The sequence below is a fragment of the Mesorhizobium sp. M1182 genome (assembly GCF_040318335.1).
In the GTDB taxonomy this organism is placed as follows: domain Bacteria; phylum Pseudomonadota; class Alphaproteobacteria; order Rhizobiales; family Rhizobiaceae; genus Mesorhizobium.
The window spans coordinates 50,915-74,889 of record NZ_JAMYMD010000002.1; the positions used below are offsets into that span (position 1 = coordinate 50,915).

Genomic DNA, 23,975 nt, shown 5'->3' on the forward strand with positions numbered 1-23,975 from the left:
CCTTGAGATTTGAGCGAAATGTTCTACCTTTGCGAGTGACGCTGAATCGCTGGCGTGCATCTATAGGGAAAGTCTATGGAATCCGACGCTATTGCCCCCATAGCGGCGGATGAGCAAGAAGGCATGGGGGATCTATGGTCTCGAACAAACTAGTCGCCAACGCCGGAACCGCGGCTGCGTTTCTGACGCTGATGGGCAACGAAAAACGTTTGTTGATCATGAGCTATCTGGCCGAGGGCGAGATGTCGGTCGGCGCCATAGCCGAGAAGGTATCGCTCAGCCAATCCGCCCTGTCACAGCATCTGGCCAAGCTCAGGGCTTCCGACCTTGTCGAGACCCGCCGCGACCGGCAAATGATCTATTATTCCTGCAAGTCCGCGGCGGTGCGCGAATTGCTGCACATGCTGGACGGCATTTTCGGCGAAGGTGAACTGTCGCAGATGGCGCACCGGCTGCGTCGCGCCGGGACCTGAGCGGCCGAGGCGGAGAATGCCCCGCCAAATCCGCTTTGCTGCCAAGTCCGCTTTGCTACTGAACGCGCTCGTCGGCGGCCTGCGCAATCTCGTCCTTGAACTCGACCTTCGTGCCCGGCTGCACCATGGAGGCAAGGTCTTCGGCATCCCAATTGGTCAACCGGATGCAGCCATGCGAAAAGGTCGTGCCGATCTTGCCCGGTTCGGGCGTGCCGTGGATGCCGTAGCTTTCGATGGAGAGATCGATCCAGATCGATCCCACGGGGTTGTTCGGCCCGGCAGCGATGGTGAAGGGCCGCTTGGTCTTGACTCCCTTGAAAGCGAAGTCCGGATCGTAATGATAGGTAGGGTTGTGCACCACGCGCCTGACCTCCGCCATGCCGCTTGGCGCCGGCTTCTCGTCGCTCCCAATCGAGGCGGGGTAGACCGCCAGCCATTTGCCGGCACGGTCGAGCACACGCACCAGGCGAGCGCCCTTGTCGACCTCGACGGTGGCGACGCCGGCGGGAGGGTCGCCTCTGCCGACATCAGGCACCACCAAGGTCCTGCCTGGTTTCCTGAGGCTGGTGCCCGGATTGAGCATTCGCAGCAATTGGTCGCTGACGTGGAAGCGCTCGGCCAACCTCTCCACCGCATTGCGGTAGCCGAGCCGCCGCAAGCGGGCCATCCTCTCCAAGCGAGCCGGAATACGCCTGGTGAAAGGTCCGCGCACATCCTTGCGCATCACCTCATAGGTCACCAGCACCGGCTTGGCGGAGGTTGCGATGAGTTTGCTCCAGGTTTGTGGACTGAGCTTGCCATCGGGCGGAAGTCCGTTTGCCGCCTGAAACGCGGCGACGGCTTTGGCGAAGTTCCGGGAAAGGCGACCGTCGATGAGGCCCGGCGAGAAGCGGGCGCGATCCAGAAGGATCTGCGCCTTCAGCAGCATCGGATCGACACCCTTCGGTTCGCCGATAGTGAATTGGGACTGATTGACGGTGGCTGGATCGAGCTTGGCCGCGCGGGCCACGCCGCATGCGAGGGCAAGTGTGGCGGCAAAGACGAGGAGGAGCCTGATCATCGATGTCGTCCCAGGACCGCAGCAGGAGCCCGCCTCTATGACGCGGCATGGCCCCGTGGGGTTCCTTCGCCCCATCGAAATTCTGCATTGAAGCGGCTTGGCCGAAGTGCCGTGCCGCGGGAATCAATATCTCCATGCCGCCAGGAGGCCAGGCAAGGCGTCTCGGCCCGGCGCCTTGTGATTGGATTTGACCGTTAGAACGGCGTGCATCCATTTGGACGCTGAGATACGGTCAGAGCTTCGGATCCGGCATCATGCCTTCCGAAGCCGAATCCCGATTCGCGGCCGACGCCAAGATCCGCCGAGGAAGCCATGAATCCGATCCGCATAGACGACCCGCAGGATCCTCGCGTCGCCGCCTATCTCGACATCCGGGAACGCGATCTTGCCGGCCGGCAGGGCCGTTTCGTCGCCGAAGGCAAGGTGGTGCTCGACACGCTGCTTGCCGCCCGTCGCTTCGAGGCAGAATCGGTGCTGGTGCTCGAGAACCGGCTGGCCGGCCTCGATGACGTCCTGCGCAAGGCGCCTGCCGGGCTTCCGATCTATGTCGCATCCGGCGAAGTCATGGACAGGATTGCCGGATTCCACATGCATCGCGGCATATTGGCGATCGGCCGCAAGGGCGCGGCCGTCTCCGCTGAAGCTTTGCTCGGCGCACTGCCCGCCCGCGCGCTGATCGTGGTGCTGGTCGGCATCGCCAATCATGACAATATGGGATCGATCTTCCGCAATGCCGCCGCCTTTGGCGCGGATGCCGCGCTTCTCGATCCGACCTGCTGCGATCCGTTGTACCGCAAGGCAATCCGCGTCTCGGTGGGCGCGGCCTTGAAAGTCCCCTTCGCCTGCTTTGCCGATACCGCCGGCTGCACCGCAATGCTCGACCGGCAAGGCTTCAGCCAATTCGCCTTGTCGCCGCGCGGGCAGATCGACATTCGCGATGCCAAGAGAAACGAGCGGCTGGCGCTCTATCTCGGCACCGAGGGCGAAGGCCTGCCGGAAAGCCTGCTTGCCCGCCTGCAGACTCTGCGGATCGGTATGGCGCAGGGCTTCGACAGCCTGAACGTCGCCGCCGCATCAGCCATCGCGCTGCATCATTTTTCCGGAGCCTAATTTAGAGCCGGGGCGTCCCGCTCGCGCTTGTGGAATCTTAGTCGGTCGAAGCGGCCTTCTGCAGCGCCCGCACCCGATCGGCAAGGCTGCGTCCGCCGCTCCCCGGCCGCGTATCCTCAGGCGCTGCAAGCGCCCGGGCGATCGGCGAATCCGGCCCGTCGAGCTTTGCCGTCAAGGCCACGACTTGCGCCGCCAGATCGTTCATCTCTTCGCGCAATGCCGCGCTGGCGCTGCCGGTATCGTCTCCGGTCCGCGATTTCGACGTTTCGACGGCAGCAAGATCTGTCTTCAGCCGTCTGTTCTCGCGTGCCAGCGACGTCAGCCTGGCCTCCAGCCGCTCGCGGTCGGCGTCGAGCTTGGCGGTTGTCTGTTCGATGTCGCCGTTGGCGGCCACATTGACCTGGGTGCCTGGCACGCCGGCAAGACCCACCGCAGGCGCCCTTTCAGCGCCTTTCGGCTTTTCGCGAAGGCGCACCAGTTCCTTCTCGCGGCGCTCGAGCCTGTCCTCGCGATCGGCCAGCGAGGCGAGCAGGCGTTCGACCTTCTTTTCCAGGTCGCCGGTTCTTTTCTTCTCGGCCTTCAGCGCGTCCCGCAAAACCTTGCTTTCGGCTGCCAATTCCTGGCTGCGCCTGTCCGCCTCCTTGCGCTGGCCGCGCAGCAGCGAAATGTCGCTTGCCAACTTCTGCAGCTCGGATTCGCGCGCCACCAGCTCGATCTGCCTGCTGCTGGATGAAAAACTGGCGTCGTCATACATGTGCTCCAGTTTCCGCAGTTCGAGCCCGCGCTTTTCGAGGGCGCGCTCGGTCTCCGCAAGCCGTTCCGACAGCTGCTGCAGTTGCTCATCGCGCTTGCGAAGCTCCTCGCCGCTGGCTGTAAGATCGGCGACGACCCGGTTCTTGTCCTGTCGCTCGGCCGCCAATTCCTTCAGGGCTTCGCGGTCGCGGCCGATCTCGACCAGCTGTTCGGCGGCTTTCTCGCGCAATGACTTGACGGTCATTTCAAGCCGGCGCACCGAAACCGCGAACTCGGCGCGAATGCGATCCTTGTCCGCCTGGATCTCGGCCAGCGTCAACGGCATCGAGCCCTCGACGCGCTTGCGCGTCAGCGCCACCGCCCGCCGCCACACGGCCGGAGCAATCATCAGCGCCAGGAAGCCGGCGCAGAGAAAGCCGAGAACAAAGAACAGGATCGACTGGACCAAGATGACTATCCGTTGTGCATGGCAACCGCCAAAGGTCGACTTTGCCATCTTCGCATGACGGAAATCCGGCGCCACGGCAAGAGTATGCCGCGGCAAAGCTCAGACCGTGGGATCACAGCTCCAATCGCAGTGGCGCCATCATGCAGGTGTCAGAACGGATTCCAGGTCGCGCGCTGGGTGAGCTTGAGGTAGCCGAGATTGACGCCGAGACGGGCGCCGACGCCGGTACGGATCGGCACGAGCAGCACATTGTTGTTCTTCAGCACGTTGAAGCCGACGCCGGCGACGACATAGGCGGAGCCGGCGACGCCGCCAAAACGATTATAGAGGCTGCTCACATCGTCGAGATTGTAGACCAGCATCATGACGCGCGAGCCCTCGCCGCCGAAATCCCAGCCGAGCGAAGGGCCTTGCCAGAACACTTTGTGGTCGCCGGCATTCTTGGTGTAGAGCGTGCCTTCGCCATAGGTCAGGCCACCGATCAGCGCCCCGGACCCCTCTTCGCCGAGCAGATAGCCGTTCGGCAGGCCATAGGTGGCGAAAATCTTCTCGACGACGGTGGCGAGCCCGCCCGATGTAGCGCCGAAGAATTTATGACCGGAATCGACGATCTCCTGCGCGGTGTATTCCTGCGCCCGCGCCGCCGATGCCGAAAAGGCGACAAGGCCGATGAGCGCGATCGTCATTGAGATGACACGGAAAAAAGTCCGGTCGTAGAATCGGGAAACCATGCTTCCAATCTCCGTCAGGGAGCACTTTCGCCGACGCCTCGCACCCGTACGGCTCTTTGGCGGCCGTTAAGGATGACTGTTAGGGGCAAACTATGCCGTAATCCTTTTTCAACCATTAAACTCCCACATGAAGATGGCGGTTCGAAGGCTGTTTTCACATCGCCCGCGCAGCACCCTGCTGCGTGAACACGCCATTTTCGACAATCATGATTTCGGATTTGTTGCTGCACGCACAAGCGCTGTGTATTCAGAATGCTTGGGAGAGAGCGTGATTCGTGTGGACAGGCGTGATCATGATCGCCCGGTCATTGTGTTGTGAAATTTGCAGGGATTTTTGCCGATGGCCGAGCTTTTCACCCTTTCCGCACCCGATCTGGCAGCGCTGCTGTGCAGCCGGGTCTGCCACGACATCATTTCGCCGGTCGGCGCCATAAACAACGGGCTTGAGCTGCTCGACGAAGGCGGCGCCGACGAAGACGCCATGAAGCTGATCCGCCAAAGCGCCAAAAACGCCTCCGCCCGCCTGCAATTCGCCCGCATCGCCTTCGGCGCCGCCGGTTCCGCCGGCATGCTGATCGACACCGGGGACGCCGAGGCCGTGGCCATCGCCTTCCTGAAGAACGAGAAGCCGGAACTGATCTGGAACGGAACCCGCGCACTGTTGCCCAAGAACAAGGTCAAGCTGCTGCTCAATCTCATCCTCGTCGCTAACGCCGCCATTCCGCGCGGCGGCAGGCTGGTGGTCACGCTGGAGAACCTCGAGACCGAGCCGCGCTTTGCGCTCGCGGCGAGCGGCCCGATGCTCCGCGTGCCGCCCAAATTCCTGGAATTGCATTCCGGCCACAGGCCGGAAGAGCCGATCGACGCGCATTCGGTGCAGCCCTATTACACGCTGCTCCTGGCCCGCGAAGCCAACATGACGATTTCGATCCATGCGACCGCCGACGAGATCGTCCTTTCCGCAGCCTGAAGTTCTCCTAAAGAGCGGGGAAAGTATTTTTCTCAAGTCATATTTGCGGCGTTGTCCTAACATCTGTGGGCGGGCTTGCGGATTGATTGCGTGAAGCATTGCGAAAGAAGATTTCACTTAAAACACCTTCAGGAAAATTTTACCTAACGGCTTTTCGGCTTCTTTACCAGATCGGCCTATGTTCCCCGGCAGATGCCACGACGCTGCCGGTTCGCCGCATGGCAAAGAGGGTCCCGGAATGAAACGCTGCATGTTCGTCGACAATTCGAGCGTCATCAGGAAGGTCGCAAGGCGTATCCTGGGCGGTTCCGGCATGATGGTGATCGAAGCCGCCAGCGGCCACGAGGCGATCGAGATGTGCGCGGCCGACATGCCTGATATCATCGTCGTCGACGGCGCCTTGCCGGACATGCAGGCGCAGGACCTCATCCGCCGCCTGCGCGCCATGGAAAGCCCGGTATTGCCGCAGGTTTTGATTTCGCTGGTCGAGGTCGATGTCGGGGCGATCATGCGGGCAAAACGAGCCGGCGCCCAGGGCTACCTGCTGAAGCCGTTCAACCGGCCGCAACTGCTCGAGTGCTTCCGCGCCTTGAAGATTGCCGCCTGATCAGAGCTGTTCCATTCCGACGAAAATCGGATCGGCTCTATCTTGTTGTTTTGCCGGGTTCTTTTCCGAAAAAATCGGCGCCCACCTTGGGATCACGCCCCTAGTTCAGGCGCTGACGCGGATATCTTCGGGCTCACGCAGCACATAGCCGCGGCCCCAGACGGTCTCGATGTAATTCTGCCCGCCAGACGCGGCGTCAAGCTTCTTGCGCAGCTTGCAGATGAAGACGTCGATGATCTTCAGTTCTGGCTCATCCATGCCGCCATAGAGATGGTTAAGGAACATTTCCTTGGTCAGCGTGGTGCCCTTGCGCAGCGAGAGCAGTTCCAGCATCTGATATTCCTTGCCGGTCAGATGCACGCGCTGGCCACCGACCTCAACGGTCTTGGCATCGAGATTGACCACCAGGTCGCCGGTGGTGATGACCGACTGGGCGTGGCCCTTGGAACGCCGCACGATGGCATGGATGCGGGCGACCAGTTCGTCCTTGTGAAAGGGCTTAGTCATGTAATCGTCGGCGCCGAAGCCGAGGCCGCGCACCTTGTCCTCGATGCCGGCCATGCCGGAGAGGATGAGGATCGGCGTCTTCACCTTGGACAGGCGAAGTGTTCTCAAAACTTCATAGCCCGACATGTCGGGGAGATTGAGGTCGAGGAGAATGATGTCGTAATCGTAAAGCTTGCCTAGATCGACGCCCTCTTCGCCAAGGTCGGTCGTATAGACATTGAAACTTTCCGATTTCAGCATCAGCTCGATGCTTTGTGCGGTTGCACTGTCGTCTTCTATCAGCAGAACGCGCATTTCATTCCCCTTTTCTGCTGCCGGACCATTTCACGACCCGTCCAGGACCGGAGCAGTGATTGCCTGAGCAGAGGCTGCCATCGAATGGTTAATAAAACCTAATTCCCCGTCCATGACGGTATCAGATTTTTTAACCCCTTTCTACACCTTGTTGAATCCAATAACGAATCACAGACCCAAACCGTTAATGCAGCACATTAATAAGCCAGACTAAGCGACTCTTCGGACTCGTTGGCCGGGTTTCCCGACGAGAAGCAGAATTTTTACCCGCCCTTAAGTCCTGAGCCGTATGATTAACAATGCCCGTAAACGAATGGTTACCGCCGGCAAAAAACTTTAGGAGTTTGTTTCCCATAGTTCGGGGAAAGCCGGTGGAAACGGGTCAAGCCTGGGCCTTGCCGGGTGAATTGGACGATATGTGCAGGTGTGCGTTTCCGGGAGTACCGAATCATGAAGTCACGTGAAAACCTCGTTCGGCTGAAGCAATTTCAGGTGAGCGAGAAGCGGCGGCAGCTGCTGCAGCTCGACATGATGATCGCCGAATTCGAGCGCATGGCCGTCGAGCTGGAACTTCAGATTGCTGCCGAAGAGAAGAAGGCCGGCATCACCGACATCAATCACTTTGCTTATCCGACCTTCGCCAAGGCGGCACGTCTGCGCCGCGACAACCTTAGAAATTCGCAAAGCGACCTCGCCCAGCAGCGAAATGTCGCCGAATCATTGCTGAGCGAAGCCGAAGCGGAGCTTTCCAAGGCCGAGATGCTGGAATCGCGCGACACCAAGGCGCGCGACACGGAAGCCGGCGGCCGCAGCGCCATGATCGGCTGAAAACAAGACTCTAACGCGCGTCGCGCTTGTGCGCTATTGCTGCGCACCGACTGTGCCCGCCTCAGGCATCCAGATCTACTTGCTGTTCCGCCGCCCGTGCGCGCGCATTTTTGATGTCGGGCACATGCTGCTCCGACCAGGCTCTGATCTGATTGAGCAGTCCTGCCAGGTTCTGGCCAAGTTCGGTCAGCTCATATTCGACACGCGGCGGAATGACCGGGAAAACCTCGCGCCGCACAAGCCCGTCGCGTTCCAGGATACGCAGCGTCTGCGTCAGCATTTTCGGCGTGATGCCTTCGAGCTTGCGCGCCAATTCGCCGTTGCGGAGCCGGCCCCGGCGCAGCGCACAGATCACCAGGTAGACCCATTTGCTGGCGAGCGTCTCGAGCACGGCGTGTGACGGGCACGACCGCCGAAAGGCGTCATAGCCAAAAGGGGAAACATCTTCACTATCCATGAGGTGTGTATATATCAACAAGGTACATACTAGACAAGAGAAAATAACTATCCAAATGATAGTGGCACATCAAAACCAGCAGGAGAGCCTTCCATGCGTGCCATTATCCAGAATTCCTTCGGCGGACCCGATGTCCTCGTCATTGCCGATCGCCCCGCGCCATCACCCGAAGCCGGCGAAGTGCTCGTCCGCATCGAAGCGGCCGGCATCAATCCGGTCGATGGTGCGGTGCGCGGCGGCCACTATCCGCTGCTTGGCGAGCCGCCTTTTGTCCTTGGCTGGGATGTTTCGGGGACTGTCGAGGCGCTGGGCTCCGGCGTCTCCGGCCTCAAGGTCGGCGATGCCGTGTTCGGCATGCCGCGCTTTCCCAAACAGGCGGCAGCCTACGCCGAACTCGCCGCTGTCCCGGCTGATGAGCTTGCGCCGAAACCTGAAGGCATAGATCACGCGCAAGCCGCCGCGCTGCCGCTGGCCGGCCTGACGGCCTGGCAAGGCCTTGTCCGCCATGGCCGGCTCGATTCTGCCAAGCGCGTGCTGATCCACGCCGGAGCCGGCGGCGTCGGCCACCTGGCGGTGCAGATCGCCAAGGCGCACAGCGCTTACGTCGTCGCGACCGCCAGCCCGGAAAAGCTCGATTTCGTCCGCTCGCTCGGCGCCGACGAGGTGATCGACTACACAAGGGATGATTTCACCGCGAAGGCCCGCGACATCGATCTGGTTCTGGACCCGTTCGGCGGCGTGCATGCGGAGCAATCACTGAAAGTGCTCACTGCCGGCGGCGTTCTGGTGTCGCTGCTCGATGTCAGCGATGCCACCAAGGCAAAGGCCAGGACGCGAGGCATCCACGTCGAGCGCATGTCCGTAGTGCCCGACCGTGCCGCTCTGGTGGAGCTCGGCAAATTGATCGACGCGAAAAAGCTGGCCGTCCACGTGGCAAAGGCGTTTCCCCTCGAACAGGCCGGTGCCGCCCATGCCTTTCTCGCCACCAGGCCGATCGGCAAGGTGGTGCTGACGGTCTGAAATTGCAGATCGTCGCCCCTCGCAGACGTAAGGGCGCTGATCAGCGCCCTTATCGGCCTAATGCCGGTATTGCTGGATGCGCGTGGTGCGCAGGCCGGCAAGGCCGTATTCGTCGATCGACGCTTGCCAGGACAGGAATTCCTCGGTGGTGAGCTTGTAGCGCTGGCATGCCTCTTCGAGGCTCAAAAGCCCGCCACGCACCGCCGCCACCACTTCCGCCTTGCGCCGGATAACCCAGCGACGTGTGTTCGTCGGCGGCAGATCGGCGATGGTAAGTGGGCTGCCGTCCGGCCCGATAACATATTTGACTCGCGGTCTAATTAGATCGGTCATCGTACTCTCTACAAAAAACTCAAAGACCCAATCCCCACCACATTACCGCCACAGCTTTAAAATTTGCCTAAGCAGACCCTAATGGTTAGGTAAGGATCATGAACGCGGCGTTAGCCTTTTCATCGGCATTTGAAACATCTGCCGGCAAGCGCATTGAACCCGGCAGGAAAAATGAGCCGGCCCGGCAAAGCTGGCGCAGCCGAGACGCTTGACCTATATTCCGGCCATTGGCATTGAAGCGCCGCGCAGAACGAAAGAACCATGAACAGCCTCGATCTTCCCGGACGCCCCGAAAACACCCGCGTCGTCGTCGCCATGTCGGGCGGTGTCGATTCGTCGGTCGTTGCCGGCCTCCTGAAGCGCGAGGGCTACGACGTCGTCGGTGTCACGCTGCAGCTTTATGACCACGGCGCGGCAACGCACCGGGCCGGCTCATGCTGCGCCGGCCAGGACATCGACGATGCCCGCCGCGTCTCCGAGACGCTCGCCATCCCGCATTACGTCCTCGATTACGAGGAGCGCTTCCGCAAGGCGGTGATCGACCCGTTCGCCGAGAGCTATGTCGCCGGCGAAACGCCGATCCCTTGCGTTTCCTGCAATCAGACGGTGAAATTCGCCGACCTTCTTGCGACCGCCAAGGAACTCGGCGCCGACGCGCTGGCGACCGGCCACTACATCCGTTCCGGCGCCAATGGCGCCCACCGCGCGCTTTACCGGCCGGTCGACGCCGACCGCGACCAGAGCTACTTCCTGTTCGCCACCACCCAGGCACAGATCGACTATCTGCGTTTTCCGCTCGGCGGCCTGTCGAAGCCTGAGGTTCGCGCCATCGCCGAGGAGATGGGACTGACGGTTGCGGCCAAGCAGGACAGCCAGGACATCTGCTTCGTGCCGCAGGGCAAGTATTCCGACATCATCGCCAAGCTGAAGCCGGCTGCCGCCAATCCAGGCGACATCGTCCATATAGACGGGCGCGTGCTTGGCCGCCACGAGGGCATTTTGCGCTACACCGTCGGTCAGCGCCGCGGCATCGGCATCGCCTCGGGCGAGCCGCTCTACGTCGTTCATCTCGACGCCGACCGGGCCCGCGTCGTCGTCGGCCCTCGCGAGGCGCTGGAGACCCACAAGATCTTCTTGCGCAACATGAACTGGCTGGGCGATGGCCCGCTGACCGCTATCCCGGCGGCCGGGCTTGAGCTTTTCGCCAAGGTGCGCTCGACGCGGCCGCCGCGCCCGGCCGTGCTGCATCACCGCGCCGGTGTCACTTCGGTGGAACTGGTCGACGGCGAATCCGGCATCGCGCCCGGTCAGGCTTGCGTGCTCTATTCCGACGATGGCAACGAGGCGCGCGTGTTCGGCGGCGGCTTCATCGAGCGCTCCGAGCGCGGCGCCGAGGCCGAGGCGATGCTGACGCGGCTTGCCGTCCAGCCGGCGCGGGTTCCCGCCGAATAGACGGCGTTTTCTCTTAGGGCCTTGTATGGGCGGGCCTTGTATGGGCGACGGTGCCGGCGGTCAGGATGCGCAGCACGCGGATGGCCTCCTCGCCGCTGGTGCGCGGTTCGGCCCGCGTCTCGATGCAGTGGATGAAATGCTCCAGCTCGCGCGTCAGCGGCATGCCTTCACCGACCGCGACATAGGACGGCTCGTTGGCGGTGAACGCCCATTGGCCGCTGTCCTGCCACACCGCGTGGCGATAGACGGCAAGCTTGCGCTCCCACGGCTCGACATCGTCGAACACCGCCATCGCCTTGGTGCCGACAACGGTCAGCCGCCGTTCGCGGTAAGGGTTGAGCCGCGAGGCGAACAGATGGCCGCGCAGGCCGTTGGGAAAGCGCATGTGCAGATGCGCAAAGTCGCTGAGATTGTCGAGAAGAGCAGCGCCTTCGCCGCGCACTTCGACCGGTTCGGTGCCGGTGATGGCCAGGATCATCGACAGATCGTGCGGCGCCAGATCCCATAGCGCGTCGTTTTCGGTGTGGAACTTGCCGAGGCCGAGCCGATGCGAATGGATGTAGCGGACTTCGCCGAGTTCGCCATTGTCGATCAGCGCCTTCAGCGTCTCGAAGGCGGGATGAAAGCGCAGCACGTGGCCGACCATGAAGACACGGCCATTATCGGCGGCCGCCTGCACCGAGCGTTCGGCATCGGCCACCGTCAGCGCGATCGGCTTCTCCACCAGCACGTCCTTGCCGCCGAGCACGGCGCGCACCGCCATGTCGGCATGGAACTGCGGCGGCAGCGCCATGACAATGGCGTCGACATCGTCGCGGGCAAACAGCGCCTCCGGCTCTATCGCAAGGCAATCCTGCTCGCTGGCAAAACCCTCCGCACGCGCGGGGTTGACGTCCGAAACCGCATGCAGCGCGCCGAGCGCCTTTAGGGTGCGGATGTGGTTGCTGCCCCAGTATCCGCAACCGAGGACTGCAATGCGCGGTTTCATCAATTCATGACCATGACTTTCGTGGCCGAGACATAGCGACGTGCCTCGCTGAACTCAACCCCGGCCTGTGCGCCCAAATGTCTGCCCGGCAAAGCTTTCGGGGCCAGCAATATGCCGGCGCGGCAGCCACTTCGATGCTTGACAGGCTTGGCCTCGCAACCTTATATCCGCGCGACCTTGGCGAACGCGCCGATATGCCTGCCGATTTAAGCTGGATTTCGGGCCTTCGCCGCCCTGGCGGGGTAGCTCAGTTGGTTAGAGCACGGGAATCATAATCCTGGGGTCGGGGGTTCAAGTCCCTCTCCCGCTACCATAACTACCTTTGTCCAACCCGGAGACATAGGTAACAGATTGTACCTAAGACATGGGTGACAACCTCGTGCCGAACGGGTTGTCGATGGTCTGCAAGGTCCTCTGTTCCAAGTCGATATACCCGAGATCGTAATGCATGAAGCTGACGAGCCAAATGCCGTCGTCGACCTCCTTGATTCCCAGCCTCTGACCGGCGAGCACGGTCGAGACGTTGATCTTCTTCCTGTGCATGCAGATGCGGCCGCAAGCGGTAACTAGGCCAAAGGATTGGGCAAGGAAATTCAGCTCCCTCAGCCTCTGACGATCATCCGCTCTACAGCCGTCCCTCCTGCGGCCAGCTTCATCAGATCGGTGTCGAAATTGACATCGGCAGCGCTGCGCTCCGCGCGCGCCGCATTGCCTGCGAACTGGTGTTGATAGCCTTTCCATGCCGCGTCCGCGATGGATCGGCTGGTGCCACTCAACAGGAACTGGGTGAGCTCGGTAGCAGCTCGATCGATGCGACCGCCGAGCTCCGGCGACCCCCAATCTTCCGGGGCAGCAAAGATCGACGTCGGCACGGGAAAAGTGCGCAGAAACGCGAAAAGTGGGCGCATCTGCGCGTCCGCGACCATCGCATGGCGGGCGGTGCCGGCCGTCGCGGCGAGGATCACCGGTTTGGCAATGAGCAAGTCGTTGTCGAGGATATCGATGAACGACTTGAACAGCCCGCTGACACCGGCCTTGTAGACTGGCGTGGCGGCAACGACGGCATCCGCGCCGGCAAGCGTTTCGATTACGGACTGCACCTTGGCCTCGGGAAATCCGGCCACCACGGCACGCGCAATATCGACTGCAAGCGGAGCCAGGTCGATGACGCTAAGGACGGCGGTCTTTCCCGTACCAGTGATACGTTCGATGCTCTTCTGTGCGATGCGGTCAGCCAGCATCCGCGTTGTCGAGGGATCGTTTACGCCTGCGTTCACCACGACGAGCCGTATGGGCTCGTTAACGCACTCGATCGCCTTCGTCATCACTCGAATCCTTTCCTGAATGTACCCGCCAGTCGACCTACAGCTCCGCGGGTGGAACGTCGGCTTTGCCGGACCGGGCGGCCTGCCCCGCGACCAGCGGGGCGCGCGCTGTAACGTTTTCGTCAGTATCGTGATACGGCCGGACATCCGTCAGGTTGTCTCCGCGATTGGCGTTCGGACGCGGCTGGCGCGGCGGCTGGTCTCCATACTTGACCTCCACCAAGCTCCGGTGCGTCGGGGCTATGGCGGCGCCCGGCGAGCGTCGCGCCGCCATTTCCTTGCGGAGCACGGGCACCACCTCGGTGCCCAGCAGCTCGACCTGCTCGAGAGCCATCTCGAGCGGCAATCCCATGGCGTCGAGAACCCACAGCTGCCGCTGGTAGTCGCCGAAGGCTTCCCTGAAAGTCAGCGTCCTGTCGATGACCTCCTGCGGGCTGCCAACACTGAGCGGCGTATCGCGCGAATATTCTTCCAGCTGATAGGTCTTTCCGTAAATGGGGCTGCCTTCGAAATAGGGCCGGAATCGGTCGAATGCGTCCTGCGAGCGCTTCGCGATGAAGGCATAGCCACCAAGCCCGACGACGGCCTGCTCCTTGGTGCCGTGTCCGTGATGCTCGAACCGCTCGCGGTAGAAGTTCACCAGCGGCAGGAAGTGCAAGTTGGGCGCAAGGATGTTGTTGGCGAAATAGCCGTTCCCGTAAAAAGCCGCCTGCTCGGCGATCTCCGGAGTGCGGATCGAGCCGTGCCAGACAAAGGGAGGAACATCGTCGAGCGGACGCGGGATCGACGTGAAGCCTTGCAGCGGGGTCCGGAATTTGCCTTGCCAATCGACAACGTCCTCGCGCCACAGCTTGTGGAGCAGATTGTAGTTCTCGAGCGCCAGTGCGACGCCGTCACGCATGTCCTGCCCAAACCAGGGATAGACCGGCACTGTATTCCCGCGGCCGAGCATCAGGTCCATCCGCCCCTTCGAGAGATGCTGCAGCATCGCGTAGTCTTCCGCGATCTTCACCGGGTCATTGGTCGTGATGAGCGTCACGGCGGTGCTGAGGATGATGCGCTGCGTCTGCGCGGCGATATGGGCGAGCAGAGTCGTCGGCGAGGACGAGAAAAAGGGTGGGTTGTGGTGCTCGCCGATGGCGAAGACATCGAGCCCGACCTCGTCCGCCCGCTTCGCGATCTTGACGATCGCATCGATCCGCTGCGCCTCGCTCGGCGTGACGCCTGTGATCGGGTTGCGCGTGACGTCGCTGACAGAGAAGATTCCGAATTGCATTTTGAAGCTCCAGGGGCTCGATGTCGGTAGATGTCTGCATCGACGGGTCGTGATCCGCGAGTGGCGGGCCGGCCTACCCTCTTCGTGACTCGCCATGCTCAGCGAGCCGGGATCTTGGCTTTCCGCAGCCGGGCCCAAGCAATGAACAAGGACAAGGCGAGCAGCGTCAGGTTGATGGGCAGCATCCTGGCCGTCTCGCCGAGCAGCGCATGCGTGATGATCGCCCCCACCTGTATGAGTGAAAGCCCGACAGCCGCCAGCGGCGTCAGCCAGGGCTTGATCCGCGTCGCGGCCGGCAGGATGAGACCGACAGCGCCCAGCACTTCGAGAGTGCCGATCAGCCGTGTGACGGCTTCCGGTACATGGGTGACGAAGCTCATGCTCGCGGCGAGCGCGTCGATGGGCTGTGTCAGTTTCGCGCCACCGGCTGCCAGATAGAGGAGAGCCAGGAGCGCCTGTGCGATCCACAGCGCCAGGCTCCAACGATTGATGGGGCCGCGAACGGCGCCGGTTTGAGTGTTCATTTTGATCGTCCTTTTCGAAAATAGGGAAATTGGCGGCGGGAGAGCCGACTATGCGGGGCTCGTCGGTGCTGCCGGTGGAACAGGCGGGAAAAATCGGCCCTGTCAGAGGCTTCCCCGCCGCTCCAACCGTGCTCGGCCTGGCGCTTCAGGCGGCCTTTGCGGCCCGACCCTGCAGCTTCGCAAGCTCCTCGTAATACCAGTACACCAGCGCGCGGGCCTTGTCGGCCACCGGCCCCGCCCAGTCGCGGAAGAGTTCGGTAACGACAGCCAAGGCCGTACTGGGGACCGCCCCGGCATGAGTGAGCCGCTGGATCGCCGTGCTGTGGGCAAGCTGCGACCGACCGCCGACGGCGTCGACCGGGAAAGCCACGTCATGGCCGTCCTTGAGCGCATCGATGACCGGGAAAGCAAGGCAGATCTCGGTCCAGAGGGCGCCGATGATCAGCCGTTTGCGGCCGGTCTTCTCGACCGCGGCGCGAAAGGCCGGATCTTCCCACGAGTTCATTGTCGAGCGATCGATCACCTCGATGCCGGGCAGTTCGGCGAGGATCGCCGGAACCGTGGGGCCGTTGACACCCATGTTCGCACCGACCGTCGAGAGAATAATGGGCATGTCGAAAGCCCGTGCAGCCCTGATCAGTAGCCGCACGTTGAGCTCGACCAGGTTGGCCGGCGTTTCGGATCGGATCTGGCTGAACATTTCCGGCTGGTAGTCGATCAGCACCAGCGCAGATTCTTCGTATTTCCACACGTCTTGCACGCTCATCTATTTCTCCATGGGGTTGATCCGGCGCGGCTATGCCGGATGAACTGACCCACAAAGGATGGCGTTCCTTGTCGGCTTAAGATAGCCTTCGGTTTTGCGATTGATTGTTGCTGAAAGCGGAACGCTATGGAGATTGAGGACGTCAGGACTTTCGTGGAGATCGCGGAGGGGCGAGGCATATCGCCTGCCGCGCGGCGGCTGGGCGTCGCAAAATCCGTCGTCAGCCGCCGACTGGCTCGGCTGGAGGAAACGCTCGGAAGCCAGTTGCTCTCTCGCACGACTCGCGGCGCCGCCTTGACGGAGGCCGGCGCGACGTTCCGCGACCACGCCACTCGCATCCTCGGCGAGTTCGAGGCGGCACAGGATGCGATAGCACCCGATGGCGCGGTGCGCGGGCTTCTGCGTATCGCCGCGCCCCTGTCTGGCGGGCCGAGGCTTGTCGCCCCGGTTCTTGCCGAACTCGCTCGACGCCATCCCTTGCTGCATGTTCATGCAGCCTACAGCGATCGTTTCGTGGATCTGATTTCCGAGGGCTTCGACGCGGGAATCAGGGCGGGATTTCTGCCTGACTCGAGCCTGATCGCCAGACGCATTCGGCCCATATCCGGGATGCTTGTCGCCAGCCCCGCCTATATCGCCGGGCATGGGGCACCGCAAACGCTTGGCCAACTGGCGGATCACGAGTGCCTGTTGCAGGGGACCGAAGCATGGCGGTTCGTCGAAGGAGGCAAAACGATCGCGGTCCATCCTCACGGTCGTTTCAAGGCGGATAACGGCGAAGCGCTCCTTTCGGCGGCGCTGGCCGGACTCGGCGTGGCGGCCCTGCCGGATTTCCTGATCGAGCCCCACATCGCCTCCGGTGCGCTCATCCCCCTGCTTGCCGACCACACGGTGGTCGCGGCAGGGCTTTATGTGGTGCGTCCTCCCGGCGACTTCCCGCCACGCAAAGTCAGAGCGCTGATCGACATCATGCTCGAATATCACGCCGGCTGAGGACGGGCGCCCGACGGCCAATGGAGATCGGCGGCTGTGCACTCTGCGGACCCGGCCGAAGGCTATGGTTAGTATTCGATCGAGACACTGGCAGAACTCGCCTTCAAGCGGCTCAAGAGCGGCATGGGCACCCATAAGCTTCCTGCACGCGATGAGCGGCTCGTCCGAAGCTGGCTCATGGCCCATCTGATCCTGGCGCTGATGATCGACGAGCCCGATCACGCGCCGCTACAAGGTCGCCGTCGGCCGACCGCTTTTCCGCCTGGCCGAAAAGCACCGTACGGATAAGGCCACAAATACGAAATTGGAGACGCCGGAAGGCCATTAGGTGTCTCTCCAGCGAGACAGACTGTCTTATTTCGATGACTTATGGCGCGGATTTCGAACGCATACCTTCTGCCAAGAAGGAGAACCTACATGATCCAATCCGCTGATCTCAAGCGCGGGGCCTCCACATCCGAACCGCTTGCCCCCGGCCGAGCCTTACGTCTTCAAGCCTATGGCGGCCCCGAATCGCTGACAGTCGATAGCGTATCCGCGCCCGAGCCGGGTCCGGGCGAGGTCTTGGTGTCGGTCAAGGCCGCCGCGGTAAACGGTATCGACTGGAAAATCCGTGAAGGCTACCTCCGCGAGCGCTTCAAGCTGACCCTGCCCGCGACACTTGGCATCGAAATGGCCGGCGTCGTGCTTCGGACCGGCCCCGGCGTCACAGGCGTGAAGCCCGGGGATCGGGTTATGGCCGCCATCGGTGGCGTCGGAGCCTACGCCGACCATCTGGTCATCAACGCCGAGAAGCTCGTCCTGACGCCGGCATCACTGTCCGACGTGGAGGCGGCGGCCATTCCGGTCGCGGCGATGACAGCCTGGCATGTCATTCAGGCGGCGGATTTCGACCTCTCCGGACGGCGGGTGCTGATCCATGGCGCAGCCGGCGGCGTGGGCGGCTTTGCCGTCCAGTTCGCCAAGGCGGCCAGAGCGACGGTCTTTGCCACGGCCTCGACCAATAGCCTGCCACATGTCCGGGCGCTCGGCGCGGACGAGGTGATCGACTATCGGCAGCAGAACTTCGAGCTGCTTGCGCGCGACATCGATTTCGTCGTCGACCTCGTCGGTGGTGAGGTCGTGAACCGCTCCTGGGCAGTCCTGTCGCCCGATGGCCTTCTCGTAAGCATCGCCGCCACGGACCTCGCATCACGTACGCCGCCAGGCCGCCGCGGCGTCTTTTTATCGAACAAACCTGATACCGCGCGCCTGACCGCGATCGCCCAGCAGGTCGCCGTCGGCGCCCTGCGATCGACGATCGCCGACGTGGTGGGCTTCGATGATTTGGCTTCCGCAATCGAGCGCAATCGCACCGGCCACGCACCCGGCAAGATCGTCGCTGATTTCACCCGCTGATCACCAAGTTTTCAACTTTCAAGGAGTTTATCATGACGACTATCTGGAGTCCGGTCCGCGTGGGCCAAATGGACCTGCCCCACCGCCTGGCCTTGGCCCCGATGACTCGCAGCCGTGCCGAGTTCAACGGCGTACCGGGCGAGCACGCCGCTGAATACTACGCCCAGCGCGCCTCCCTTGGCCTGCTGATAACCGAGGGTGTGCAACCCTCGGCCGATGGCCAGGGCTATTTCGCGACGCCGGGGATCCACGCACCCGAACATGTCGCCGGCTGGCGCAAGGTCACCGATGCGGTTCACGCAAAAGGCGCGAAGATCTTCCTGCAGCTCATGCATGTCGGCCGCATGTCGCACCCGGACAACACGCCGCATCACCGTCAGCCCGTCGCCCCATCGGCCGTCGCGCCCGGTGAGCAGATGTTCACTGCGAGCGGCATGCAGCCGATCCCCGAGCCGCGCGCGCTGACGACCGAGGAAGTCGCCGCCACGGTGCAGGACTTTCGGCGGGCCGCGCGGCTGGCTATCGATGCCGGCGCCGACGGCGTCGAGATTCACGGCGCCAACGGCTATATCGTCCATCAGTTCTTTGCGCCGAACGCCAATCACCGGACCGACGCCTATGGCGGGCCGATCGCTAACCGCATTCGGTTCGCCGTCGAAGTGGCGCAGGCTGTCGCCGATGAGATCGGCGCCGATCGCACCGCTATCCGCCTTTCGCCAGGCCTGCCTTTGGGCGGGCTTGATGAAGGTCCGGAGAGTCCTGCGCTCTATCGCGAACTGGTCGCCGCGCTGGCACCACTGAAGCTGGCCTATCTCCATCTGATGTATGGCGGGGGCGACGAGTTCCTCGCCGACATCCGCCGTGCGTGGCCCACGACCCTGATGGTGCTGCGGCTTGGCCGCACACGCGAAGCCCTGGACCAGGACATCGTCTCGGGCCAGGCAGACATGACCTCGATCGGCCGTTGGGCTTTGGCCAATCCCGACTTCGTCGAGCGTCTGCGGTTGGGCGCGCCCGTCAACGAGCCCGATCCATCCACCTTCTATGGCGGTGGCGCGGCCGGCTACACGGACTATCCGCGGCTTGCGGGCTGATGCGTCGGCTGCTGTAGTTCATCGGACTGCAGCAGCCACCTTCTGGCGGTCGTCGCTTGCGTTATTGGATCAAGCTGGCCCGCGACGTGGGTGATGGCGTTGGCCGACAGAAGGTAACCGTGGCGGCTTCAAATCCGAATGAACGCTGCCAATTCGTCGGGAGTTCCTTTTGGGAACGCTCCTCTCAGATGGTCGAGAAAGGCGGAAACGCGGGCATTCAACAGGCGCCGCGACGGGTAGAGCGTCCACAGGGCCGTATCCGGACCATCCACGTCCCCCCAATGCACCAATGTGCCGGCGGCCAGATCATGACTCACGAGCGATACCGGCAACCGTGCCGCACCCACGCCCATGACGACCGCATCGCGAACCATGATGAGCGACGACAGGCTGAGCACCGGGGTGAACGCGATCGTCGTCGGCCCCGTGTCCGGTTTGATATTCCACAACGAGAGTCCTCTGTCCGAGCTCCGCACGACAGCGGGAGCGGCGTCTCCGTCTCGCGGTCTCGCCACTTGCGGGCTCGCCACGATCACAAGCCGATCACGCATGAAGACCCGTCCCACCAGGCTTTCATCGGAACGCGGATTGACGCGAATGGCCAGGTCATACCCTTCTTCGACCATGTCGACTGCACGGTCTTCGGTCGTGACTTCAAGGATAACGTCGGGATATTTGAGCGAGAAGCCTGCCGCCAGCTTACCCATCGCAAGTTGAGAGAAGAGCAACGGTGCACTGATCCGCAAATTTCCACGCGGTTCCCGGTCTCCCGACGCAATCGCTGCGGCCGTCTCCTCCACTTCCGTCAGCAAGCGACTGGTTCGCTCATGCAGGTCCTTTCCCTCCTGCGTGAGCTTCAGGGTACGCGCCCCGCGCTCGAACAAGCGTAGGCCCAAGCTATTCTCCAGTTCTGCGGCGCGCCGCGAGAGCGTCGCCTTGGGGCGCCCTGTGGCGCGCGCGGCTCGCCCGAATCCACCATGACGTGCAACCAGATTGAAGTCGGCTAGGGCGAGCAGGTCCATGTGTTCCACCAGTGAGACAGGGTGTCTACAAATGGCAGCTTCCGGTGCGTTTGTGGACTCCTAAATAGCGCTAACGATCTGATAAAAGCAGGAGTGACCACATGACTATCCTCGTCACCGGTGCAACCGGAACCGTCGGCCGCAATGTCGTCGATCAGCTCATCAAGCGCGGCGCTAATGTGCGCGCGCTCGTCCGCGATCCCTCGAAGGCCAATTTACCAGCCGCCGTTGCCCTCGCCGAAGGCGATCTGCTTGACGTCGATGCGCTGCGCACGGCCTTCTCGGGCGTGTCCACCCTGTTCTTGCTCAACGCCGTGGTGCCCGACGAGTTTACCCAGGCGCTGATCGCCCTCAATCTGGCCCATGAGGCCGGGATCAAGCGGATCGTCTATCTGTCCGTGCTTCACAGCGACATCTACGTGAACGTGCCGCATTTCGCCGGTAAGTTCAGTGTCGAACGCATGCTGGAGCAGCTGGGCTTCAACGCCACCATCCTGCGGCCTGCATACTTCATCAACAACGACTATTCGGTGAAGGACGTGGTGCTCGGTCACGGTGTCTATCCGATGCCGATCGGTGACAAAGGCATCGCGATGGTCGACGCGCGCGATCTCGGTGAGATCGCAGCCATCGAGCTGGTTCGCCGTGAGCAGGCAAGCGAGCCGCTTCCTCTCAAGCGGATCAATGTCGTTGGTCCCGACACGCTGACCGGTGCCGATGTCGCCGCCATCTGGTCGAATGTTCTTGGGCGGACGATCCACTATGGCGGCGACGATACCGCTGGGTTCGAGCAAAACCTCCGAAATTACGCACCGAGCTGGATGGCGCTCGACATGCGTCTCATGGCCGAGCGCTTCCTTGTGGTTGGCATGGTCCCTGAGGCAGGGGATGTTGATCGATTGACCGGCATGCTGGGTCGCCCGCTGCGCTCCTATCGCGACTTCGCAGCGGAAATCGCTGTTTTGGCTTGATCTTTCCGCATGTCTGAATATCGGCCTGCCGGTGCGCTTGCAACGCCGGCGGCCGAACGGGGTCATGCGGCGGCATATTCGAGCGCGCATAGCCGCCCCACGGCCAACCCGCAGTGCATCCGGCAAAAGGCATTTGCCATGACCAATACCGTGTTCAAGCCCTCGTCTACCTGCTCCATGGCTGCCCGTTCTGCATGAAGGTTCGCGTGTTCCTGCTTGAGGCGAGACTGCTCGACCAGGTCGACATCCGGCTGGTCGAACAGGGCAGCAAAGAGAAGTGCCAGATCACAGAGAAGCTCGCCGCGCACCTGCCCAAGGTCGGCTTTCCAACTGTCGAGCTAACGCCGGGACAGTATATGACGGAATCCGACGAGATCATCGCCTGGTTTGCCAAGGGCGCCGCCATCGACATCGCGACGCTGCCGACCTTCCAGGATTATGTCGGCGGTATTTTCAAGGACCACATCAGCCTGTACCGCGAGAACATGCGGCTCAAGCAGCAGGCGGTCTGAGAGCCGGTTCGAAACTGGGTGTTTGACACCGGACCTTGATGGTGCAGTCTCTTCGCCAGTGGGAGAAGCGCTTTGGGTCGGGTTCACCACGGGAGCGTACTTGTTCACCTATGTGGGCGTCCGGAAGGCAGTCCGCGGCAATATTGTCGGATATGCTTTCTGTTCAGATGCCTCGATTACCGCGGAAGGCAAAGCGAAACGCGCGTTGTGCATGTATTCGCACGGCAATCCGCGCGACCATATCGACCATTCCTGCCATCGCCGCGCGTTCTGAGTGTTTATGAACGCGGGTGTAAAGCAAGTCCTGGCCTGTTCGACCGTTGGCGCCATCGTGGCTGCCTGAATTGCAGCCAAAAGCGCGGCGGGGCAAATCAACGCGGTCTTCCCTATCTGAATGTCGGTAGAGGCAGCAGCGTGAGACAAGTGGCGCCGCTTATCAGAGCGCCGGTATCCTGGCCATTCGCCTGTGACAAGCCTCACTGGTCAGGTCGCATCACACTGCCCTGTTTTGCGTTGGTGCACGGCCGCCGCCGTCGGCGACGAGCACAGCACCGGTGACGAAGGAGGCGGCATCGGAAGCCAGGAACAGACAGCAGTTGGCGATCTCAGACGGTTCGGCGACACGCCTGAGCGCAATACGGCCGGTGAGCGCGGTGAACTCCTCGTCGGGCGTCGAGCCGTTGGCCGCTGCCGCCACTTCCATTTCGTAGACGCTCATCGGCGTGCGCACCCAGCCAGGCGCCAACGCGTTGGCGCGGATGCCGTCGGGGCCATGTGCAAAGGCGAGCGAGCGGGTGTAGGAGACGAGTGCTGCCTTGCTGGCCGAATAGGCGGCATTTTGGCCGCTGGCGTTGAAGGCGCCGACGGAGGCGATGTTGACGATCGCGCCGCCGCGCTTTTTCATGAGCGGCAGTGCGGCGCGGCAGACCATCATGGCGCCCGTCACATTGACCGCAAAGCTGCGCGCCCAGGTCTCATCGCTCAGGCTCTCCGGCTCGTCGAGGATCATCACTCCGGCGGCGTTTACGACGATATCAAGACACCCGCCGCAGGCGTCGATAGCACGTGCGACATCGCCTGCGCTGGTGATGTCGCCGAGCACGGCGGCACCGTCGCTCGCCTTGACGGCGCCGTCCAGTCCCTCACCGCCGAGGCCGAAGGCGATGACTTCGGCGCCGTGCCGGCCGAACAATTCGGCAGTGGCGCGGCCCATTCCGGTGGCAGCACCGGTGATCAGCGCCTTGCGGCCTTCGAGGCATCGGCTCATGTCAGCCCCCAATGGCGCTCGACGGCGAAGCCGGTTTCCGGCAACGTTGAGCCGCCGTCGACGACGATCGTCTGGCCGGTGGTGTATTTGGCCTGCTCCGAGGCGAGATAGAGCATGGCATAGGCAATGTCGTCCGCCTCGCCGAGATGGCCAACGGGTATGTGTTGGCCGAGGCGCCCGGCGACTTCCGGCGCGCTCATCGTGCCCCTACCCGGCTTGGCTATGAAGCCCGGCTCGACACCGTTGACGGTAATGCCGTCGCGCGCGAATTCGAAGGCGGCACCCCGAATGAAGGCGTTGACGCCGGCCTTGGCGGCCGAGTAATGCGCGCCGCCGGCCATCGCCAAGCGCGCCGACACTGAAGAGGTGACAAGGATGCGGCCGAAGCCGTTCTTGCGCATCACCGGAATTGCTGCCTGCGCCAGCCAGAAGCAAGGCTTGAGGTTAAGCGCCAGCGCTTCATCGAGCTTGTCCTCGTCAAGATCCTCAATCGAGGCCCAGGGACAGCCGCCGGCATTGTGGACGACGATGTCGAGCCGGCTCGCCTGACGTACGATGTCGCCGACCAGTGCGTGCAGCCTGGCGCGGTCGAGCCCAGCAAGCGGAACCGCACGCACATCAAGCTTGCGGGCGGACAATTCGGAGGCCAGCGCTTTTGCCATATCGAACGTTCGATTGGCGATGACGACACTAGCACCGGCCACGGCGAAGCGGGTCACGATCGCAGCACCGATGCCGCGTCCGCCGCCGGTCACCAGCGCCACCTTGCCGCTGAGATCGAATGGTTTCGCCATCG

26 protein-coding genes, 1 tRNA gene and 1 pseudogene are annotated in these 23,975 nt (G+C 62.5%); 13 read left to right on the forward strand and 15 right to left on the reverse strand.

The genetic code is table 11. The features are described 5' to 3' along the window. The first annotated feature begins 134 nt into the window (after window positions 1–134). Window positions 135–473: an ArsR/SmtB family transcription factor gene (locus tag NKH33_RS02815; protein ID WP_023679553.1), complete on the forward strand. Its 339-nt coding sequence runs from the start codon at window positions 135–137 to the stop codon at window positions 471–473. 55 nt (window positions 474–528) lie between these two features. Here the strand turns inward: NKH33_RS02815 and NKH33_RS02820 are convergent, their stop codons facing one another. After that, entirely contained in the window at window positions 529–1,533 is a 1,005-nt protein-coding gene (locus NKH33_RS02820; protein ID WP_352918134.1) for a L,D-transpeptidase, read from the reverse strand. Window positions 1,534–1,845: 312 nt separating this feature from the next. Between NKH33_RS02820 and NKH33_RS02825 the strand changes: the two genes are divergently transcribed. Continuing rightward, window positions 1,846–2,643: a TrmH family RNA methyltransferase gene (locus NKH33_RS02825; protein WP_352502237.1), complete on the forward strand. Its 798-nt coding sequence runs from the start codon at window positions 1,846–1,848 to the stop codon at window positions 2,641–2,643. A gap of 37 nt (window positions 2,644–2,680) precedes the next feature. On the opposite strand, the gene NKH33_RS02830 is transcribed toward NKH33_RS02825, so the two are convergent. Together NKH33_RS02830 and NKH33_RS02835 are read right to left on the reverse strand one after the other, a co-directional pair. Next, window positions 2,681–3,844, reverse strand: a complete 1,164-nt coding sequence (locus NKH33_RS02830; protein ID WP_352767289.1) for a coiled-coil domain-containing protein — start codon at window positions 3,842–3,844, stop codon at window positions 2,681–2,683. A 149-nt stretch (window positions 3,845–3,993) separates the two neighbouring features. Then, the gene (locus NKH33_RS02835; RefSeq protein ID WP_023679557.1) at window positions 3,994–4,575 is read right to left on the reverse strand and encodes a DUF1134 domain-containing protein; all 582 of its coding nucleotides are present in this window, start codon (window positions 4,573–4,575) and stop codon (window positions 3,994–3,996) included. Between the two features lie 340 nt (window positions 4,576–4,915). Here NKH33_RS02835 and chpT point away from each other — a divergent pair, with 340 nt between their 5' ends. After that, on the forward strand, window positions 4,916–5,545 hold the full coding sequence (gene chpT / locus NKH33_RS02840; RefSeq protein WP_352452917.1) for a histidine phosphotransferase ChpT: 630 nt from the start codon (window positions 4,916–4,918) through the stop codon (window positions 5,543–5,545). 238 nt (window positions 5,546–5,783) lie between these two features. Next, on the forward strand, window positions 5,784–6,152 hold the full coding sequence (locus NKH33_RS02845; protein WP_352452918.1) for a response regulator: 369 nt from the start codon (window positions 5,784–5,786) through the stop codon (window positions 6,150–6,152). 105 nt (window positions 6,153–6,257) lie between these two features. Here the strand turns inward: NKH33_RS02845 and ctrA are convergent, their stop codons facing one another. Next, the gene (gene ctrA, locus NKH33_RS02850; RefSeq protein WP_006203583.1) at window positions 6,258–6,953 is read right to left on the reverse strand and encodes a response regulator transcription factor CtrA; all 696 of its coding nucleotides are present in this window, start codon (window positions 6,951–6,953) and stop codon (window positions 6,258–6,260) included. A 450-nt stretch (window positions 6,954–7,403) separates the two neighbouring features. On the opposite strand from ctrA, the gene NKH33_RS02855 reads away from it, so the two are divergent. Next, complete coding sequence (locus NKH33_RS02855) at window positions 7,404–7,781, forward strand: flagellar export protein FliJ (RefSeq protein WP_023719275.1); 378 nt, start codon at window positions 7,404–7,406, stop codon at window positions 7,779–7,781. A gap of 61 nt (window positions 7,782–7,842) precedes the next feature. Here NKH33_RS02855 and NKH33_RS02860 read toward each other — a convergent pair whose 3' ends face one another. Then, window positions 7,843–8,238 (reverse strand): winged helix-turn-helix transcriptional regulator, encoded by a 396-nt coding sequence (locus tag NKH33_RS02860; protein ID WP_352683855.1) that lies wholly within the window; start codon window positions 8,236–8,238, stop codon window positions 7,843–7,845. 93 nt (window positions 8,239–8,331) lie between these two features. Between NKH33_RS02860 and NKH33_RS02865 the strand changes: the two genes are divergently transcribed. Further along, a complete protein-coding gene (locus NKH33_RS02865; RefSeq protein WP_352849939.1) occupies window positions 8,332–9,258 on the forward strand; it encodes an NADP-dependent oxidoreductase in 927 nt (308 codons plus the stop codon). Window positions 9,259–9,315: 57 nt separating this feature from the next. On the opposite strand, the gene sciP is transcribed toward NKH33_RS02865, so the two are convergent. After that, the gene (gene sciP / locus NKH33_RS02870) at window positions 9,316–9,591 is read right to left on the reverse strand and encodes a CtrA inhibitor SciP (protein WP_023679563.1); all 276 of its coding nucleotides are present in this window, start codon (window positions 9,589–9,591) and stop codon (window positions 9,316–9,318) included. A 261-nt stretch (window positions 9,592–9,852) separates the two neighbouring features. On the opposite strand from sciP, the gene mnmA reads away from it, so the two are divergent. Continuing rightward, window positions 9,853–11,043, forward strand: coding sequence for a tRNA 2-thiouridine(34) synthase MnmA (gene mnmA, locus NKH33_RS02875; protein WP_352456412.1), 1,191 nt, complete (start codon window positions 9,853–9,855; stop codon window positions 11,041–11,043). Window positions 11,044–11,056: 13 nt separating this feature from the next. On the opposite strand, the gene NKH33_RS02880 is transcribed toward mnmA, so the two are convergent. Further along, window positions 11,057–12,031 carry a Gfo/Idh/MocA family protein gene (locus NKH33_RS02880; protein ID WP_352452922.1) on the reverse strand — a complete coding sequence of 325 codons (975 nt, stop codon included), beginning with the start codon at window positions 12,029–12,031 and terminating at the stop codon, window positions 11,057–11,059. Between the two features lie 236 nt (window positions 12,032–12,267). Here NKH33_RS02880 and NKH33_RS02885 point away from each other — a divergent pair. Then, window positions 12,268–12,344: transfer RNA gene (locus NKH33_RS02885), tRNA-Met, on the forward strand. A gap of 44 nt (window positions 12,345–12,388) precedes the next feature. On the opposite strand, the pseudogene NKH33_RS02890 reads toward NKH33_RS02885, so the two are convergent. From NKH33_RS02890 to NKH33_RS02910, 5 genes and pseudogenes are all read right to left on the reverse strand, one after another. Next, window positions 12,389–12,601 (reverse strand): annotated as a pseudogene (locus NKH33_RS02890) (transposase); the annotation flags it as partial. A gap of 32 nt (window positions 12,602–12,633) precedes the next feature. Continuing rightward, the gene (locus tag NKH33_RS02895; RefSeq protein ID WP_352814170.1) at window positions 12,634–13,356 is read right to left on the reverse strand and encodes a CE1759 family FMN reductase; all 723 of its coding nucleotides are present in this window, start codon (window positions 13,354–13,356) and stop codon (window positions 12,634–12,636) included. Window positions 13,357–13,393: 37 nt separating this feature from the next. After that, window positions 13,394–14,770: a CE1758 family FMN-dependent luciferase-like monooxygenase gene (locus NKH33_RS02900; RefSeq protein ID WP_352918137.1), complete on the reverse strand. Its 1,377-nt coding sequence runs from the start codon at window positions 14,768–14,770 to the stop codon at window positions 13,394–13,396. Then, the gene (locus NKH33_RS02905) at window positions 14,731–15,156 is read right to left on the reverse strand and encodes a DoxX family protein (RefSeq protein WP_352918139.1); all 426 of its coding nucleotides are present in this window, start codon (window positions 15,154–15,156) and stop codon (window positions 14,731–14,733) included. Before NKH33_RS02905 ends, NKH33_RS02900 begins: the two co-directional genes overlap by 40 nt. A 145-nt stretch (window positions 15,157–15,301) precedes the next feature. After that, on the reverse strand, window positions 15,302–15,922 hold the full coding sequence (locus tag NKH33_RS02910; RefSeq protein ID WP_352918141.1) for an isochorismatase family protein: 621 nt from the start codon (window positions 15,920–15,922) through the stop codon (window positions 15,302–15,304). 126 nt (window positions 15,923–16,048) lie between these two features. Between NKH33_RS02910 and NKH33_RS02915 the strand changes: the two genes are divergently transcribed. From NKH33_RS02915 to NKH33_RS02925, 3 genes are all read left to right on the forward strand, one after another. Continuing rightward, window positions 16,049–16,915 carry a LysR family transcriptional regulator gene (locus NKH33_RS02915; RefSeq protein WP_352685390.1) on the forward strand — a complete coding sequence of 289 codons (867 nt, stop codon included), beginning with the start codon at window positions 16,049–16,051 and terminating at the stop codon, window positions 16,913–16,915. Between the two features lie 369 nt (window positions 16,916–17,284). After that, window positions 17,285–18,313, forward strand: coding sequence for an NADP-dependent oxidoreductase (locus tag NKH33_RS02920; protein WP_352918143.1), 1,029 nt, complete (start codon window positions 17,285–17,287; stop codon window positions 18,311–18,313). Window positions 18,314–18,345: 32 nt separating this feature from the next. Then, entirely contained in the window at window positions 18,346–19,407 is a 1,062-nt protein-coding gene (locus tag NKH33_RS02925) for an alkene reductase (protein ID WP_352469672.1), read from the forward strand. 128 nt (window positions 19,408–19,535) lie between these two features. Here the strand turns inward: NKH33_RS02925 and NKH33_RS02930 are convergent, their stop codons facing one another. Further along, complete coding sequence (locus tag NKH33_RS02930) at window positions 19,536–20,429, reverse strand: LysR family transcriptional regulator (protein WP_352918145.1); 894 nt, start codon at window positions 20,427–20,429, stop codon at window positions 19,536–19,538. A gap of 101 nt (window positions 20,430–20,530) precedes the next feature. Between NKH33_RS02930 and NKH33_RS02935 the strand changes: the two genes are divergently transcribed. Both NKH33_RS02935 and NKH33_RS02940 read left to right on the forward strand, forming a co-directional pair. Continuing rightward, complete coding sequence (locus NKH33_RS02935; RefSeq protein WP_352469670.1) at window positions 20,531–21,400, forward strand: NmrA/HSCARG family protein; 870 nt, start codon at window positions 20,531–20,533, stop codon at window positions 21,398–21,400. 194 nt (window positions 21,401–21,594) lie between these two features. Beyond that, window positions 21,595–21,912, forward strand: coding sequence for a glutathione S-transferase N-terminal domain-containing protein (locus tag NKH33_RS02940; RefSeq protein ID WP_352817933.1), 318 nt, complete (start codon window positions 21,595–21,597; stop codon window positions 21,910–21,912). Window positions 21,913–22,405: 493 nt separating this feature from the next. Here the strand turns inward: NKH33_RS02940 and NKH33_RS02945 are convergent, their stop codons facing one another. After that, on the reverse strand, window positions 22,406–23,179 hold the full coding sequence (locus NKH33_RS02945) for an SDR family NAD(P)-dependent oxidoreductase (RefSeq protein WP_352817935.1): 774 nt from the start codon (window positions 23,177–23,179) through the stop codon (window positions 22,406–22,408). Next, a complete protein-coding gene (locus NKH33_RS02950; protein WP_352918147.1) occupies window positions 23,176–23,973 on the reverse strand; it encodes an SDR family oxidoreductase in 798 nt (265 codons plus the stop codon). The genes NKH33_RS02945 and NKH33_RS02950 overlap by 4 nt, the downstream gene beginning before the upstream one ends. Between the last annotated feature and the right edge of the window lie 2 nt (window positions 23,974–23,975).

What these genes read in the sequence shown, in the direction of transcription:
- NKH33_RS02815 (WP_023679553.1), top strand. Translation starts at nt 135, where the DNA reads ATGGTCTCGAACAAACTAGTCGCCAACGCCGGAACCGCGGCTGCGTTT.
- NKH33_RS02820 (WP_352918134.1), bottom strand. Translation starts at nt 1,533, where the DNA reads ATGATCAGGCTCCTCCTCGTCTTTGCCGCCACACTTGCCCTCGCATGC.
- NKH33_RS02825 (WP_352502237.1), top strand. Translation starts at nt 1,846, where the DNA reads ATGAATCCGATCCGCATAGACGACCCGCAGGATCCTCGCGTCGCCGCC.
- NKH33_RS02835 (WP_023679557.1), bottom strand. Translation starts at nt 4,575, where the DNA reads ATGGTTTCCCGATTCTACGACCGGACTTTTTTCCGTGTCATCTCAATG.
- chpT (WP_352452917.1), top strand. Translation starts at nt 4,916, where the DNA reads ATGGCCGAGCTTTTCACCCTTTCCGCACCCGATCTGGCAGCGCTGCTG.
- NKH33_RS02845 (WP_352452918.1), top strand. Translation starts at nt 5,784, where the DNA reads ATGAAACGCTGCATGTTCGTCGACAATTCGAGCGTCATCAGGAAGGTC.
- ctrA (WP_006203583.1), bottom strand. Translation starts at nt 6,953, where the DNA reads ATGCGCGTTCTGCTGATAGAAGACGACAGTGCAACCGCACAAAGCATC.
- NKH33_RS02855 (WP_023719275.1), top strand. Translation starts at nt 7,404, where the DNA reads ATGAAGTCACGTGAAAACCTCGTTCGGCTGAAGCAATTTCAGGTGAGC.
- NKH33_RS02860 (WP_352683855.1), bottom strand. Translation starts at nt 8,238, where the DNA reads ATGGATAGTGAAGATGTTTCCCCTTTTGGCTATGACGCCTTTCGGCGG.
- NKH33_RS02865 (WP_352849939.1), top strand. Translation starts at nt 8,332, where the DNA reads ATGCGTGCCATTATCCAGAATTCCTTCGGCGGACCCGATGTCCTCGTC.
- sciP (WP_023679563.1), bottom strand. Translation starts at nt 9,591, where the DNA reads ATGACCGATCTAATTAGACCGCGAGTCAAATATGTTATCGGGCCGGAC.
- mnmA (WP_352456412.1), top strand. Translation starts at nt 9,853, where the DNA reads ATGAACAGCCTCGATCTTCCCGGACGCCCCGAAAACACCCGCGTCGTC.
- NKH33_RS02880 (WP_352452922.1), bottom strand. Translation starts at nt 12,031, where the DNA reads ATGAAACCGCGCATTGCAGTCCTCGGTTGCGGATACTGGGGCAGCAAC.
- NKH33_RS02895 (WP_352814170.1), bottom strand. Translation starts at nt 13,356, where the DNA reads ATGACGAAGGCGATCGAGTGCGTTAACGAGCCCATACGGCTCGTCGTG.
- NKH33_RS02905 (WP_352918139.1), bottom strand. Translation starts at nt 15,156, where the DNA reads ATGAACACTCAAACCGGCGCCGTTCGCGGCCCCATCAATCGTTGGAGC.
- NKH33_RS02910 (WP_352918141.1), bottom strand. Translation starts at nt 15,922, where the DNA reads ATGAGCGTGCAAGACGTGTGGAAATACGAAGAATCTGCGCTGGTGCTG.
- NKH33_RS02915 (WP_352685390.1), top strand. Translation starts at nt 16,049, where the DNA reads ATGGAGATTGAGGACGTCAGGACTTTCGTGGAGATCGCGGAGGGGCGA.
- NKH33_RS02920 (WP_352918143.1), top strand. Translation starts at nt 17,285, where the DNA reads ATGGCGCGGATTTCGAACGCATACCTTCTGCCAAGAAGGAGAACCTAC.
- NKH33_RS02925 (WP_352469672.1), top strand. Translation starts at nt 18,346, where the DNA reads ATGACGACTATCTGGAGTCCGGTCCGCGTGGGCCAAATGGACCTGCCC.
- NKH33_RS02930 (WP_352918145.1), bottom strand. Translation starts at nt 20,429, where the DNA reads ATGGACCTGCTCGCCCTAGCCGACTTCAATCTGGTTGCACGTCATGGT.
- NKH33_RS02935 (WP_352469670.1), top strand. Translation starts at nt 20,531, where the DNA reads ATGACTATCCTCGTCACCGGTGCAACCGGAACCGTCGGCCGCAATGTC.
- NKH33_RS02940 (WP_352817933.1), top strand. Translation starts at nt 21,595, where the DNA reads ATGAAGGTTCGCGTGTTCCTGCTTGAGGCGAGACTGCTCGACCAGGTC.
- NKH33_RS02945 (WP_352817935.1), bottom strand. Translation starts at nt 23,179, where the DNA reads ATGAGCCGATGCCTCGAAGGCCGCAAGGCGCTGATCACCGGTGCTGCC.
- NKH33_RS02950 (WP_352918147.1), bottom strand. Translation starts at nt 23,973, where the DNA reads ATGGCGAAACCATTCGATCTCAGCGGCAAGGTGGCGCTGGTGACCGGC.